Origin of the sequence: Flavobacterium magnesitis, from assembly GCF_041729735.1 — a bacterium.
GTDB lineage: Bacteria > Bacteroidota > Bacteroidia > Flavobacteriales > Flavobacteriaceae > Flavobacterium > Flavobacterium magnesitis.
On record NZ_JBCFQK010000027.1, the window covers coordinates 26,911 to 42,791 of the forward strand.

Here is a 15,881-nt window from a genome sequence, read left to right on the forward strand (position 1 = left end):
TGTATATACAAATATATATGTGTTTTTTGCAATTATTTTTTTAGGAATATTTTAGAAAGGTTTATTAGAGTATGTTTTTTGATTTTTTTTTTAAGAATAGGTTTGCTTAATTTTCATACAATAATAAGCGGTTTCTCACTTTCAACAATTCGGTTTGTAAAGCATCAATTTTTTGAAGTAAATTAAGAACGACATCAATTCCTTCAATATTTACATCCAATTCTTTGTGCATGCGAACTATCTTTTCAATTTCATAAATAGATTCTTTATGGACATATTGAATGTTATCGACAAATTGAATTTCGATTAAACCATTTTCATTGAGTGTATTAAAAAAACTAATTTCAAGTTTATAATGCTGGCATAAGGTATGAATTGGAATAAAGTTTTCGGTACTCATGATGTTCTTAATTTAGATAGTTGGGTAAATAATTCAAGCTCTTTATCAGAGAGATTGGTTGGGATTTTAATTTGGAAAGTAATGTATAAGTCGCCAAAATGGCCTTCATTTTTGTAAACAGGAAACCCTTTTCCTTTAAGTTTTACTTTTGTGCCATTTTGAGTTCCAGGAGTGATATTGAGTTTTACTTTTCCATCAAAAGTGGCAACTGTAATTTCGCCACCTAGTACGGCTTTGTATAAATCAAGTGTAACTGTAGTGTATAAATTCTCTTTATCTCTTTTAAAATCTGGATGGTTGTTGATAACGAAAGTGATAAATAAATCGCCTTTTGGTCCTCCGCCAATACCGTCACCACCGTGTCCTGCAATTTTAATGGTTTGTCCGTTTTCGACACCTGCAGGAATGGTGAATCGAATGTTTTTTCCATTAATTGTAATTGTCTTTTTTTGAGTAGAGTAGACTTCATTTAAATCCAGCTGTAGTTCTGCATTGAAATCAGTTCCTTTAAATTGTTGGCTTCTGCTGCGATTTTGATTGCCATTTCCAAAAAGTGATTCAAAAAAATCAGAATAATCATCGCCGTCTCTTCCGTAAGAATTGAACTCTTCCTGGGAAGCATTTTTGTTATAATACCTTTGCTGCTGATTGGCTTTTTCATATTCACCTGCGTGTTGCCAATTTTCACCATAAGCATCGTATTTTTTTCTTTTTTCAGCATTTCCTAATACTTCATTTGCCTCATTAATTTCTTTGAATTTTTTTTCAGCATCTTTATCATTTGGATTAATGTCTGGATGGTACTTACGAGCTAATTTTCGGTAAGCCTTTTTTATTTCGGCATCCGTTGCTTTTTTGTCTGTTTCTAATACTTTGTAATAGTCTATAAATGCCATGTCAAATTGTTTTTAGTTAGTGCTATTATAGAATTTCTGAAGGGAAATTTCAAGATTGCGTAAAGAATTCCTGCTTCTTGATACTATAAATTTACTTAAATTTCAATTGAAAAAGACGATTTAAAGGCTTTATTTTTTAGAATAAAAACAAAAAAATGCCTGAACAAATCATCGTTCAGGCATTTTTAATTTTATAAAAAAGAGGAATTATTCTTTGAATATTTCGTCCATTAATTTTTTATCGCCTACAAGCCATAATAAATCATTTTTTTCTAAGATAATGTTTGATTCTGGATTGAGCATGCGTTTTCCTTTTCGTTCCACGCCCACTAATAATCCGTTTGTGCGTTCTCTTAATTTAGATTGTCCCACACTAACACCAATGAAATCTTCATTATTCAATTCAATTTGGCGCAATACAACTTGATCTGTCGCTTTCGATGCAACCTCTACTTCGTTTTGAGTCAAAAAGTTAGCAAATTCTTTCACTTGTGCATCCGAACCAATCACACAAATTTCATCGCCAGGAAACAAACGTTCGTTTTTATTAGGAACTTGGATCACAATTTCTCCACGTGTGATATAAGCAATATTAACGCCTATAAGCTCTCTCATCTTGATTTCCCGGAGTGTCTTTCCAGCTAAATTAGATTCTTTTGCAATTTCAAAAGTAGTCATGTGTCCATCCCAAGGCGTTAGATTTGCATAGCGACGATCTATTTTCTTTTCTTCTCTATCATTAAGATTCGTCAGGAAATGACTTTCAATTTTGTGGTATTGCTCGTGTAATTTTTTTGGAAAAAATAAATAGATTACAATGGCTAATACCAAAGCAAAAAATGCAATTACCGGAGAGAAAAAGATATTTAATAAAAATCCAATATAAAACACAGTCAATCCCATTCTGAAAAAGAAAAGCATTAAAATAGGACCTCGGTATTTTTTTTCTTCGAATAATAAATCGACTTCTTTTACAGCAACTCTACGCAAAGAAAGTGCCCATAAAAATGGCGAAATAACAATCATAGTAATTAATGCTGCAATGGTATTTCCAAATTTTGAATCTTCGACTAAAGGCAAAATAAATTTTGAAGACAATAAAATAACCGAAGTAATAATGATGGTATGCAGTACAATTTGGAGCAAATGAGCTCTAATTACTATCTGCCAGGTACTTACAGAACGAATGGCTTGTGCATTAGCACTATAACGATCAATTCGTTTAGTCCACTTTCTAGGTAGTTTTTTTTCTAAATAACCAGAAAAAGGAACTGCCATTTTTACCATAAATGGAGTGGTAAACGTAGTGACTGCCGAAACGGCAACTACTACAGGATATAGAAATCCGCTTGTTACATTCATAGACATTCCCAGAGTGGCAATGATAAAGGAGAATTCTCCAATTTGAGATAAACTCATCCCTGTTTGTACCGATTGTTTTAAAGGTTGTCCCGAAATTAATGCACCAATAGTCGAACTGATAGATTGTCCAAAAATGGTAACAAATGTTAAGATAATTACGGGAATAGCATATTCATATAAAGTATCCGGATTGATTAACATTCCTACCGATACAAAGAAAACCGCACCAAATAAATCTTTTACGGGTTTTATCAAGTGTTCAATATGTTCCGCTTGCGTAGTTTCTGCAATGATAGACCCCATGATAAAAGCACCTAAAGCAGGAGAAAAACCAACATTTGAAGCTAAAATAACCATCATTAAGCATAAGGCTAATGATAGAATCAGCATCATTTCATCGGTTAGTAAATGTTTGGTTTTCTTTAATAAAGTAGGAATAAAAAAGATACCGCCTACAAACCAGGCAACCAAGAAAAAACCTAATTTAAGTACGGAAAGCAACAATTCGCTACCCGAAAATTGTTGGCTAACCGCTACAGTGGATAATAATACCATCATTAAAATGGCTACAATATCCTGAACAATAAGCGATCCAATAACGATTCCGGCAAATTGTTGGGCTTTTACTCCCAGTTCATCAAAGGTTTTAAGAATAATAGTGGTGGAGGAGATGGAAAGAATTACGCCGAGAAAAATACAATCCATTTCTTTCCAGCCCATCCATTTCCCAACCAGATAACCTATTAGAACCATGGCTATAATTTGGGTAATGGCTGTAATTGATGCTGTTCCGCCCACTTTCATTAACTTCTTGAAGCTAAATTCGAGACCTAAGCTAAATAATAAAATGATAACACCAATTTCGGCCCAGACTTCAACACTTTTCATATCACTAATTGACGGAAAAAAATCAAAATGATTTCCAGCTAAAAATCCAGCAATCAAATAGCCTAAAACCAAGGGTTGTTTCATTTTTTTAAACAACAACACCGCAATTCCAGCAGTCATCAGAATTAGTCCTAAATCACTAATTAAGGGTTTTAAATGGTGGGATGCATCAGCAACAGCAGCTAGCGTACTCATATAGTATTCTTTGTTATTTCAATTTTGTTAAATATAATAAAATGACTTATGTTATGCAATTTTATTGTATAATTAATACCATTTTATAAAAAAAGCTATCGATTAGGATAGCTTTTTAAAAATAAACATGTTTTTATAATTAAATTCCTAAAAAGTTACTTGGAGTAATTTGTAGTAATTCTGTTTTAATAGCATCAGAAACTTCTAAAGTACCAATAAACTCATGAATTGATTTTTTAGTAATAGCTTCATTCGTTCTTGTTAAACCTTTCAATGCTTCATAAGGATTTGGATAGGCCTCACGACGTAAAATGGTTTGAATTGCTTCAGCTACAACAGCCCAGTTGTTTTCTAAATCATCGTGGAATTTTGATTCGTTTAATAACAACTTGTTTAATCCTTTTAAAGTAGCTTCAAATGCAATAATAGTGTGTCCCATTGGTACACCAATATTTCTTAAAACCGTACTGTCAGTCAAATCACGTTGCAATCTTGAAATAGGCAATTTAGCCGATAAATGTTCGAAAATAGCGTTAGCAATTCCTAAGTTTCCTTCTGAATTTTCAAAATCAATTGGATTAACTTTATGCGGCATTGCCGATGAACCAATTTCTCCTGCTTTAATTTTTTGTTTGAAATATTCCATTGAAACATACGTCCAGATATCACGATCTAAATCAATGATGATGGTGTTGATTCTTTTTAAAGCATCAAAAAAGGCAGCAAAATGATCGTAATGTTCGATTTGTGTTGTTGGGAATGAATGGTGCAAACCTAAATTTTCCTGAACAAATTTATTTCCAAATTGCTTCCAGTCAATTTGTGGATAAGCCACATGATGCGCATTGTAATTTCCTGTTGCTCCACCAAATTTAGCTGCAAACGGAATGTTGAACAACAAACGCATTTGCTCTTCGATACGTTCTACAAAAACAGCAATTTCTTTTCCTAAACGAGTAGGTGAAGCCGGTTGTCCGTGCGTACGAGCTAACATTGGAATGTCCTTCCATTCTGAACTTAATTCTTTTAATTTTGAAATTAAAGTAATTAAAGAGGGCATGTATACATTCTCAAAAGCTTCTTTTGTAGAAAGTGGAATCGCCGTATTATTGATATCCTGAGAAGTCAATCCAAAGTGGATGAATTCTTTAAATTCTGATAAACCTAATTTTTCAAAGGCATCTTTGATAAAATATTCAACGGCTTTAACATCGTGATTGGTTACTTTTTCTGTTTCTTTAATCCAAAGTGCATCTGCAGTAGAGAAATTTTTATAGATGTCACGTAAACTTTCGAATACATTAGGGTTTACGTTTTTTAATTGTGGCAAAGGAACTTCGCACAAAGCAATAAAATATTCAATTTCTACCAATACACGGTACTTGATTAAAGCTTCTTCTGAGAAAAAAGGAGCTAAAGAAAGGGTTTTATTTCTATATCTTCCATCAATTGGAGAAATAGCATTCAATTCGTTTAAAGTCGTCATTGTGTTGTTATTTTTTCGAAAGGCACAAATATAGACAGAATTTTAAGAATTTCGGGCTATTTTAGAATTGATTTTTATCTTCTTTTCGAATATTAATTACTGAAATTCGGCTAACAATCTATTTTTTAAATGTGGAATTCCAGTTGTGGCTAACATCGGAAATGTTTCCACGATATTCTTTAGATTCGGAATTTGAACAGGTTTAGGATCAATATAAAAAATCGGAATGTTTTTGGGAACAAAATCCAATAAACCCGCTGCAGGATACACTTGCAATGAAGTGCCAATAACAGCAAAATAATCAGCGGATTCCGTAATAGCAATGGCTTCATCAAAAGCAGGAACGGCCTCACCAAACCAAACAATATGCGGACGCAACTGGTATTTGAGAGAATCCATATCGCCTAAATTCAAATCGCCTTCCCATTCTAAAATAAAATTAGGGTTCTTTGTACTTCGTACTTTTAAGAGTTCGCCATGCAAGTGCAATACTTTTTTACTGCCAGCTCGTTCGTGCAAATCATCTACATTTTGGGTAATAATATGCACATCAAAATGAATTTGCAGTTGGGCTAATTCCCGATGTCCTAAATTAGGTTTTACTTCTTTGAGTTGACGGCGTCTTTTGTTGTAAAAATCCAAAACCAATTCCGGATTTTTTTGCCAGCCTTCAATAGAAGCCACTTCCATAACATCATGTCCTTCCCACAATCCATCGCTGTCACGAAAAGTTCTAATGCCACTTTCGGCACTGATTCCTGCTCCGGTTAAGACCACTAATTTTTTTTTCATTGTATTTGTTTTTGCCACGAATTACTTCGTCTGTTCGCTATTGCTCGAGTCTCGAATTGAAGGTTAAATATAGTTTTTTTTCAATTCTAAATGTGAAATGGAACACAGATTAGACTGATTTGAGCAGATTTTCACGGATTTTATCTTAAAATAAATTTGTGGTTTTACGGTTTAATTTTATAATGAAATTCGTGAATTCGTGGCTTTTTTTTCTTTTTACTATTTTTGCCCAAAATAAAACATTACAATGATTGATATCGATTACCTGAATTTCCTTGAAAATATATTAACTGACAATCGCAAAGAGCGTTTTTTAGAAGTGTTAGCAAACCGAACGAAATATTTTACAGTTGTTGTTGAAGACGTTTTTCAAATGCACAATACTTCTGCGGTGATGCGCAGTTGTGAGGTTTTTGGTATCCAGGAATTGAATGTAATTGAACAGCGTTATGGAAAAAGAATCGATAAAGAAATTGCTATGGGCGCTCAAAAATGGGTGGATATTAATCAGTTTGATTCGGTTTCCAATTGTATTTCGACTTTAAAAAATAAGGGTTACCAAATTATCGCAACCACGCCGCATGAAAATGATTGCTTGCTGGAAGATTTTGATATTTCGAAACCAAGTGCGTTGTTTTTTGGAACCGAACGCGACGGACTTTCGTCAGAAATACTAGAAAAAGCGGATGGTTTCCTGAAAATTCCTATGGTAGGATTTACAGAGAGTTTAAATATTTCGGTTTCGGCGGCCATAATTATTCAGGATTTAACCAATAGATTGAGACGTTCCAATATTAATTGGAAATTATCTGATGATGAAATTCTGGAAAAACGTTTGGCTTGGGCTAAGAATTCGATTAAAGATATTAAACGAATTGAAGCACGATATTTCGAAGAAAATCCTAAAGTGTAGATTTTAAACCGCAAAGAACGTAAAGAATTGTTAGCTAGGTTTAAATAAAACGCTAAGTTCGCAAAGCTTTGTGTACTTTGCGTTTTCTTAACACATTAAAAAAAAACTCAGCGAACTTAGCGGTAAAAAAACTGTTTTTTATTTCTTTATAAAAAGAATCAATCCCAACACACTAACAATTAAAATTGCTAATGCTGCTAAAACCATTGTTAAATCCCGAATGTTTTTTCCAGCCCAGTCCATAAATAAAAATTTATGTAAAATAGCAAAAGAATAGCCTTCCACCATATCCGAACTTTTAATTTTTGCAGCCAGTCTGGAAGTAGATGTTTCTATAAAATAAGTGGTTTTTTCAGGAGTGTCATAGACTAATTTTACCACAGGCAAACGCTTGTTGACAAAACCATATTCTCTGCTTTCAAAATTAGTAATCACTTTCGATTCTAATAATTTTACATTTTCCAGAGAAATTTCAGCTTCTTCCGGAATTTCAGGACTCATCATTTCACAACAAGCCGCTTTTGGAGCTCCATCAGTAAAATAATAAGCTAAAAATTCGGCATATTGAATGTCTAAATTTGGAACTATTTTATTTGTGGTAGCATTGATATAAACTACTTCGGTTTTTGGAAATTCTTTTTTATTCCATTTCGAATTCGAATCTGACTTTGGTTTTTTAAATCTTCCAGTTGTTTTTTCTTCTAATTGACAACGGAAATAAATGCTATCATTTAATGTGATAAGACTCGTGTTTTGAAAACGATTCCAGTCTAAATCGAGTTTGTTATTCGCTAATCCAATTTCTGAAGTTTTAAAAGTCGGTTCATAGACCATTTGGTCTAAGGTATATGGATCCCATTTAGTTGTTGCATGATAGCCGCCGCTAAAAGCAAATGTCAACGTAAAAAACGAAATCCAGATTCCTATTTGGCGATGGTATTTTCTGATTCCTTTTTTAGGTTCTAAGCTGTCTGATTTTTTAAATTGTTTCCATAAAAAGCCATAAATCACGATTCCGCTAATAGCCGAAAATCCAATGATTGACAATAAAAAAATCATAGTGATAATGCGAATACTATTGTTGCTAATCGCATCGATAAAAGACCAGTTATGAAAAACGTCAAAAAACCAAATGAAAAATTGTCTGGATGTGGGGTTGTAAGTCGCTAATTTGCCAGAAGAAGTTTCCACATAGACTTCCATTGTATCTGGACGGTCTAAAGTTACTTTGTAAACTGGCAAATACCGATTGACATATTTGTATTGATTGTCAAATTCAGTGATGATTTCGCTGTTTTTTACACTGCTTTTTTGGTCGTCTAGAAAATAACGCGACAGCCATTCGGCGTATATTTTATCTCCGTTCAGCAGTTCTTTTCCATTTGAAGTATCAAAATACAATAAATCGCCAACAATGTTTTTTACCTGATAAAATGTAGCATCGTTAAAAGTAACAATTCGGAAATTTTTAAATTGTCGGATGTTGTTTTTTTCTAAAACTTCCTGAATAGAAAGCGATAAATCATTTTGATTGATTGTTTTGATCTCTAATTTTTCATTGGCAATTTCAGGTTTGAAAAAATGCGCCATAAACGGATGCATTAATCCTGATAAAGTCCAAAAAAGAACCGGAATGATGGTAATAATTCCAATAGTTCGATGCCATTGGTACATATTCTGTTTGATTTTTTTGACCAACTTGGAATCTTTCTTTTTGATGTTTTTCTTGCTCATTTTTTGAGAACTTAAGATTTGTTTATTAGCCACAGATTAAAAATATTTTTCTAAAAGATTTGATTTTATAATCTGTGGCTAGTTTTATTATTTGTTTTTCAACGAAAAATTATATTGAATTCCTAACACAAATGTTCTTGGAGCTGCTGCTAAGTAAGCTGGTTGTGATGTGCTTAGATTTGCCCTAGATACATTATAAGCATATAATTTATCAGTCAAGTTGATGATGTTTCCGTAAATTTCGAATGCTTTCCATTGATAGCCTGCTCTAAAATTGAAAACATCATAACCTGAATATTTTACAGTGTTAATTTGGTCCTGGTAATAACTACCTACATGTTGCCATTCGATAGAAGTTCTAAGTTTAGGAAGCCAATTTGGGTAATAATACAGTTCAGAATTTCCAGACCATCTAGGTGCATTTGGCATTTCTTTGCCATCTAGGTTTTGTAAAGCATCAGTAGATTTATCTGAAACTTGGAAATCAATAAAAGTATGCTGTGCATAAGTGCCACCTAAACGAAAATTGATTTGTGCCGAAGGTTTGTAGCTTATTCCAAACTCAATTCCTTTGTGACGCGTTTCCCCAGCCGAACGATAATCGGTATCGTTGTTTTCTAATCGAACATTTAGTAATTCGTTTTTACCTTCCATATAATACAAGGCGTAGTCGAAGTTTAATTTATTTTGAAGGAAAGAAAACCAACCTCCAATTTCAAAATTTTCAAAAGTAGCTGGTTTTAGGTTGTAATAAAACTCGGCAGGAACTCCTGTTGTTCCACCAGTTCTAGGTTTAGCTCTGAAAACTGAAGTGATTCCTGGAGGAGCAAATCCTTGAGAATAATTGCCATAAAATCCAGAAAAATCAAACGGATTGTAGTTGGCACCCGCTTTGAAAGTAAAGCGATCATAAATTTTATTTCCTATAGATTGGTCTAAAGCATTATTATAATCTACTTTCATATTATCATAACGACCACCTAATGAAATAACCACTTTTTCTATAGGATTAAAACTTAATTGTGCATATCCAGCGGTATTGTAAATATTAGCAGTATAATCGGCTATTTTTATATCAGGACGTTCTGCTATAACTTCATAATTATTTACGGTTAATCCACCTGGATTTAAGTTGGCTTTTAAGTCGATTCGATAAGACCAATAACTTACTGGCGAAAAATCATAAAGTGCTCCAGCTACCAATTTTGTATTTAAAAAATCAAATTTTTGAGTGTGTTGTCCAATGGCTCCGTAACTTTTAAAATTATTCGAATTAATTTCTCCAGTTGCAGTAGTAGGATTATTGATGGCGCTCCAACGAATTCCATAAGATGGATTTTGCCCTAGTTTATTGTTTCTGTGATACGCCGTCAAATAGCTGCTTGCATTTGGATTCCAGTCGTGTTCTAATGTCAATTTTGTACGCAAAGCATCTGATTTTCTATAGGTGAAATCAGAGGTGCTTTTGTAACTTCTGTTATTAAAATCAATTTCATTTACGCCACCACTCATGTCTGAGTAGTATTCACCATACATGGTATTGCTTATCAAACGTGTTGTTGAACTGATGTTGTAATCAATTCGAACATTAATATTATCTTTTCTATAGTCAGAAAAAGCCATCCAGCCATTTTCCTGTAAACTGGAAATTCCGGCAATATGAAAACCAATTTTTCCAATGGTTGCCCCACCAGCAGCCTGAATTCTGCGAAAACCAAAATGATCTCCCTGGATTCCAAATTTGAATTCGGGATTAATGCCTGGTTTTAGCGAAATAAAATTAATAGTTCCTCCCACCGCTTCTGGTCCATAAAGTGAAGAAACGGGACCTTTAACCACTTCGATACTTTGCAAATTAAACTGATTGATTTCTAATAAAGCATTGTGATTGAAAATTCCCATTGGTCGAATAGGCAAACCGTCTTCTAAATACAAATAATACGCATTGGTAGTCATAGGTTGGCGAATAGCCATAGAATGTTGTTCGTTTCCTAGATTCACCATTAATACTCCAGGCGTTTTATTAACAATTTCGTATGCCGAATTTGCCTTAGTTTCGTCGATAGTTTTAGCGGTTAATTTGCTAATGGCAACGGGTGTTTCTTTACGTAAAGTAGCCGTTCGATTAGCCGTTACAAAAACGTCCTGAAGTTCATGAACATTAGTGGTGTCTATTTTGCTTTTGTTTTGAGCAACAACAATTTGGCTTATTGCAAATAAAGCCAGTACTATTTTCTTCATTTTAATTGATATAAATTTAAAAATAACGAGCTTTTCTTAGACGAAATCCAAGAAAATACAGTTCAATAAAAAATTGAAAAGTGATATTAAAATTTATATCAAATAGGATGGAGGTCGAAAAGAAGATAGGGAAATGGAGATTTCCTTCTTTTCTAAAATGTAGAAATTAGGTTTGATAAGAAAATCGAATGCTATTAATTTAAAATCGTTGGCAACAATAGTGTTTTGGATAAAAACCAAATCTACTTTGTTGTCCAGATTGTTTTGCATTCTTTTTTCGTTGTCTTCGTATTTTTTAAGACTTTTTTGAAGTTCACAACGACCGTTACAACTGTTATTGACCATTTTTCGTTGTACGCAAATGGTTTTTGCAATTTCGTCCTGATTTAATTTGAATGAACTGTAAGCAAAGAAGCTACCAAAAGAAGGTAGTAGTAAAAGGATAGAAAGTACTATGCTGAATAGGGTCTTCAAAAATGAGCTTTTTGTTTCGGCAGCAAAAGTACAGTTTATTATTTTTTTGAGAATATTTTTTTGACTTTTTAACAAAAATATCCCGGACTAATTTCAATACTAGATATAAGTAAGTTTAAAGCAGTATAAATAATCAGCTTTTTAAAAGATTAATATATTTTTATAAATAATATAGGTATTTTTGTGATAAATAAAACAAGTCAAATAATGAAAATAATTTTTAAAAATCCACTTGGATATTTTATTCCTGCCATCTTAGTTTTTTCAACTCTTCATTCTCAAAATGCAACACCAATAAAAACACCTGGAATTACTGTTTCCAACATGGATTTGAAAGTAAAACCCAGTGAAGATTTTTTTAGATTTGTAAATGGTTCCTGGCTTGACAAAACTGAAATTCCTGCCGACAAAACATCTTGGGGAAGTTTTTATGAACTGCGCCAAAATACAGATAAGGATGCGTTAGAAATCTTAAAAGCTGCAGCCAAAAATCCTAAATACAAATCGGATACCGATCAGGGTAAAGCAGTTGCTTTATTCAATACCATTATGGATACTGTTGGTAGAAATAAAAATGGTTTAGCTCTTCTAAAACCCTATTTAAATAAAATCAATGCTATTAATAACCTAAAGGATTTAGAAGCTTTCTTGAATGAAATGGAACCTATTGGAGTGATTGGATTTTTTGGCGTAGAGATAAGTGCTGATGCCAAGGATAGTAATAAAAATGTTATTTACGTGAATCCGGGTGCTGTAGGATTACCAGATAGAGATTATTATGTTTCGAATGATGCTGATTCTAAAGAAAAACGGGCTAAATATGTTTTGCATGTGGCAAGAATGTTGTCTTTTTTAGGCGAAAAATCTGCTGAAGCTAAACTGCATGCCGAGAAAATTCTAGCACTTGAAACTGCCATGTCAAAACCTAGATTTGACAGAGTGGAAAGTAGAGATAGAAGAAAATCATACAATCCTATGACGGTTGCTGACTTGCAAAAATTGACACCTTCCATCCACTGGAATAATTATTTAGCCAAAATTGGATTGGAAAAAGTAGATACTTTGATTGTATCAGAACCCAAATACATGGCAGCATTAGAAACAATTTTCAAAAAAAATAAAATTGAAGATTGGAAAACTTATTTACGTTGGAGTTTATTGGATCAATCTGCTGGGAAATTAACTACTGCTATTGATGCTGCTAATTTTGATTTTTATGGTAAAACTTTAACTGGAGCAATCAAACAAAGAGCTCGCGACGAAAGAGCATTACAAGAGATAAATGGTTCTATTGGTGAAACTTTAGGGAAATTGTATGTAGAGAAAAAATTTCCTGTTGAAGCCAAAGTGAAGGCTAAAAAAATGATTGATAACATTATTGAGGCTTACCGAAATAGAATTAATAATTTGCCTTGGATGACGGCCGAAACTAAAGCTAAAGCCATTGAAAAATTAAACAAAATCAATATCAAAATTGGTTATCCTGATAAATGGAAAGACTATTCTGCTTTGAAAATTAAAGACGTAGCCGAAGGAGGAACTTATTTTGAAAATTCATTAAATCTGGCACGTTGGAGTTTTCAAGAGGATATAGATAAATTAAACAAGCCAGTTGATAAAACAGAATGGCACATGTCGCCACAAACGGTTAATGCCTATTATAATCCAGCTTATAACGAAATTGTATTTCCAGCAGCTATTTTGCAAGCTCCATTTTACGATTATCAAGCAGACGAAGCAGTAAATTATGGCGGAATTGGTGCTGTAATAGGTCACGAAATATCACATGGATTTGATGATTCGGGTTCTCGTTATGACTCAGATGGGAATTTAAAAGACTGGTGGACAGCAGACGATCAAAAACAATTTGCAGCTTTGACAGGCGCACTTGCTGATCAGTTTAGCGCATTAGAACCATTGCCAGGGATTCATGTGGACGGGAAATTTACTTTAGGTGAAAATATCGGTGATTTAGGTGGTGTAAATGCCGCTTATGATGGATTGCAAATTTATTTAAAAGAAAACGGAAATCCAGGATTAATGGATGGTTATACTCCAGAGCAAAGATTCTTTATTTCCTGGGCTACGGTTTGGAGAAGTAAATCACGTGATGAAGCAATTAAAAATCAGGTAAAAACCGATCCGCATTCGCCACCCATGTATCGTGGCTATGTACCTTTGTTAAATATTGATGCTTTTTACCAAGCTTTCAATATCAAAGCAGGAGACGGAATGTATATTGCTCCCGAAAAAAGAGTGAAAATCTGGTAGTTAAAATCAAAAAACACTAAAAATCCCAAGTGCAAACTTGGGATTTTTTTTTTTGCTTTTTATGAAAAGCTGAATCTATATAGCTATTCCCCACAAATTTGTCATTCCGTAGGAATCTTATTGAGTAACTCGGCAAAGTGTTTTGCTTATTGTTGTGGTGACAGAATCACTTCGTTTGTGCGTTTCGTTCATGTAAAATTTACTATCTGATAACAGTAAGAAGCAGTATGAGATTCCTACGGAATGACAACTGGACGGTTTTGGTTTGTAAAAAAAGGACGTTTTTAAAGCATTTTTTTTACCTACAAACTTGTCATTCCGTAGGAATCTTATTGAATATAAGTCTACAAAGTGTTTTGCTTATTGTTGTGGACACAGAATGTAATGCTGCATTAACGTTTTGCGTATATTAGAGAGATCGAGATACACATAATTATTCCCGTAGTCTTGTCATTCCGAAGAATGAGGAATCTCCGCAAGTAACTCTACAAAGTATTTAGCTCATTTTTAGAGGTGTTTTGTTATGCTATTTTTGTTTTCCAATCTTTCGAAATAGCAGCCAATAACAACCAAGGTTCAATTATTATGTTTATCAATGCATGAGAAATTATGCATGGTCCAACATTTCTATTACCAATCAAATATACAATTCCTAATAAAGTTCCCAGGAGAAATGTTGAAATGAAAGCTCCTAGTAAAAATTTAATATCACGACTAAAAATTACCCAAACTATATGTATTAGTGCAAACATGATACCTGAAATAAGTACCTGAATAATTATGCCATATCCTTTAGAAGCTAATAAGTCCATTAACCACTGTCTAAATACCAATTCTTCAATCAAACCTCCTATTATTGATACTAACCCTAGTATTTTGAATAACGAAACTTCCTTTTGCATTTTGTAAACAAATGGTATCTTTTTAAAGGTATATAATACATATAGCAATGTCACTACAAAAGCAGTAATCCATGCATACCAAGGCGCTAAATTATTTTCGTCTAATCCAATATTATTGAATATTACTAATCTATATCCCAGCATCTGCATTAATAACAGAGTGAACATGGGAATCGACATTGATATCAATATAAGTGCAGTTTTTCTTCTTTGTGAAGCTATCATTATATATTTATCTTAAAATGAATTTCAAATATATAAAAAATATCTTATAAATAAAACGAATTTTAATCTAGCATGATAGTAGTGAGAATCCTTTTTTGAGGTTCTTTTCGAAAAAGATTGTAAAAGAGCAGGGAAGTCTCATAAAAGTTTGTAGCAAGCTTTGCGGAGTTCCCTCCTCTGTCGGGAGGACAAGATTGTGGAAGTTAATTGTCTATAGTTTAAAAAATACATTTCAAACGCTCCGTTTTGTTTCAAAATAACTATTCCCGCAATTTTGTCATTCCGAAGAATGAGGAATCTAATCAAGTAACTCTACAAAGTATTTAGCTCATTGTTATGGGCACAAGCGTGACAATTTGGGTTAATTGCATAAACTTCTAGATACATAAGTTTTATTTCCATTAGAATTTATATAATAGCATCCACCTCTTGGACCGCTGTAATATGTTCTAGAGTTTTGCTGCCTTTTTTCTTTAAATTGATTATTGTTGGATTTGGTATTACTTAATGCTTTCTGCGAATACAGATTATTATTGGTTTTACCAATATTTTTCCTTTCAGTTTCTTTTACTTTTTTTAATTCAGAAATTAGGTCATTTTGTATGATCCATCCTTCGTGAATATATCCACAAAGATTACCTTGACAGACTTGAAAATATTCATTGTTGTAATCTAAAATAATTCCTTTTTTATCTTCATTAAATATTGTTATGATCTCTGAAAATAAACTCGCTTCTTTTTTTAATTTTGCGCCCTTTCTTATCAATGTTGTAACGGAAGAATCTTTTATTTTTTCTTTTACTTTTTCAGATTTTAACTCTGCTATTTTTAGTTCAATTTTATTTAGGGAGTCAGTTAAACTTTTAATAGTTAATTCAACTCTCTTTTTTTTCTTTTTTAGTTCGATTGTTTCTTTTGTATCAACATCTGTTTGAGAATAAGTTAACATTGTAATCAAAAAAGCGAAAGATGTTAAGTAAAAGTGTTTCATATAAATATTTGCTAACTAAATCAATAAGCTAGTATGTGGTATGGATAAAATCGGGAATTATTTAATCCCAAATATATAAAAAACATCTTAATAAAAACTGAGTTTCTGAAC

General features: G+C 32.9%; 12 protein-coding genes. 2 read left to right on the forward strand and 10 right to left on the reverse strand.

Going from position 1 to position 15,881, the window contains the following annotated elements; all coding sequences use genetic code 11:
* Window positions 1–106: 106 nt before the first annotated feature.
* The 5 genes from AAGV33_RS14690 to AAGV33_RS14710 all read right to left on the reverse strand — a co-directional run bounded on the left by AAGV33_RS14690 (window position 107) and on the right by AAGV33_RS14710 (window position 6,019).
* Window positions 107–400 carry a chaperone modulator CbpM gene (locus AAGV33_RS14690; protein ID WP_373392975.1) on the reverse strand — a complete coding sequence of 98 codons (294 nt, stop codon included), beginning with the start codon at window positions 398–400 and terminating at the stop codon, window positions 107–109.
* Window positions 397–1,296, reverse strand: a complete 900-nt coding sequence (locus AAGV33_RS14695; RefSeq protein WP_373392976.1) for a DnaJ C-terminal domain-containing protein — start codon at window positions 1,294–1,296, stop codon at window positions 397–399. Before AAGV33_RS14695 ends, AAGV33_RS14690 begins: the two co-directional genes overlap by 4 nt.
* A 207-nt stretch (window positions 1,297–1,503) precedes the next feature.
* On the reverse strand, window positions 1,504–3,741 hold the full coding sequence (locus AAGV33_RS14700; RefSeq protein ID WP_373392978.1) for a cation:proton antiporter domain-containing protein: 2,238 nt from the start codon (window positions 3,739–3,741) through the stop codon (window positions 1,504–1,506).
* A 139-nt stretch (window positions 3,742–3,880) separates the two neighbouring features.
* Window positions 3,881–5,227 carry an adenylosuccinate lyase gene (gene purB, locus AAGV33_RS14705; RefSeq protein WP_373392979.1) on the reverse strand — a complete coding sequence of 449 codons (1,347 nt, stop codon included), beginning with the start codon at window positions 5,225–5,227 and terminating at the stop codon, window positions 3,881–3,883.
* A gap of 96 nt (window positions 5,228–5,323) precedes the next feature.
* Window positions 5,324–6,019 carry an SIR2 family NAD-dependent protein deacylase gene (locus AAGV33_RS14710; protein ID WP_373392981.1) on the reverse strand — a complete coding sequence of 232 codons (696 nt, stop codon included), beginning with the start codon at window positions 6,017–6,019 and terminating at the stop codon, window positions 5,324–5,326.
* 247 nt (window positions 6,020–6,266) lie between these two features.
* Here AAGV33_RS14710 and AAGV33_RS14715 point away from each other — a divergent pair, with 247 nt between their 5' ends.
* Entirely contained in the window at window positions 6,267–6,932 is a 666-nt protein-coding gene (locus AAGV33_RS14715; RefSeq protein ID WP_373392983.1) for a TrmH family RNA methyltransferase, read from the forward strand.
* Window positions 6,933–7,070: 138 nt separating this feature from the next.
* Here the strand turns inward: AAGV33_RS14715 and AAGV33_RS14720 are convergent, their stop codons facing one another.
* From AAGV33_RS14720 to AAGV33_RS14730, 3 genes are all read right to left on the reverse strand, one after another.
* Window positions 7,071–8,666, reverse strand: a complete 1,596-nt coding sequence (locus AAGV33_RS14720) for a PepSY domain-containing protein (RefSeq protein ID WP_373392985.1) — start codon at window positions 8,664–8,666, stop codon at window positions 7,071–7,073.
* An 87-nt stretch (window positions 8,667–8,753) separates the two neighbouring features.
* Window positions 8,754–10,907 carry a TonB-dependent receptor gene (locus AAGV33_RS14725; RefSeq protein ID WP_373392987.1) on the reverse strand — a complete coding sequence of 718 codons (2,154 nt, stop codon included), beginning with the start codon at window positions 10,905–10,907 and terminating at the stop codon, window positions 8,754–8,756.
* Between the two features lie 93 nt (window positions 10,908–11,000).
* Window positions 11,001–11,381, reverse strand: coding sequence for a hypothetical protein (locus AAGV33_RS14730; RefSeq protein WP_373392989.1), 381 nt, complete (start codon window positions 11,379–11,381; stop codon window positions 11,001–11,003).
* Window positions 11,382–11,588: 207 nt separating this feature from the next.
* Between AAGV33_RS14730 and AAGV33_RS14735 the strand changes: the two genes are divergently transcribed.
* Window positions 11,589–13,652, forward strand: coding sequence for a M13 family metallopeptidase (locus AAGV33_RS14735; protein WP_373392991.1), 2,064 nt, complete (start codon window positions 11,589–11,591; stop codon window positions 13,650–13,652).
* 521 nt (window positions 13,653–14,173) lie between these two features.
* On the opposite strand, the gene AAGV33_RS14740 is transcribed toward AAGV33_RS14735, so the two are convergent.
* Both AAGV33_RS14740 and AAGV33_RS14745 read right to left on the reverse strand, forming a co-directional pair.
* The gene (locus tag AAGV33_RS14740; protein WP_373392992.1) at window positions 14,174–14,779 is read right to left on the reverse strand and encodes a CPBP family intramembrane glutamic endopeptidase; all 606 of its coding nucleotides are present in this window, start codon (window positions 14,777–14,779) and stop codon (window positions 14,174–14,176) included.
* A gap of 361 nt (window positions 14,780–15,140) precedes the next feature.
* On the reverse strand, window positions 15,141–15,770 hold the full coding sequence (locus AAGV33_RS14745; RefSeq protein ID WP_373392993.1) for a hypothetical protein: 630 nt from the start codon (window positions 15,768–15,770) through the stop codon (window positions 15,141–15,143).
* Between the last annotated feature and the right edge of the window lie 111 nt (window positions 15,771–15,881).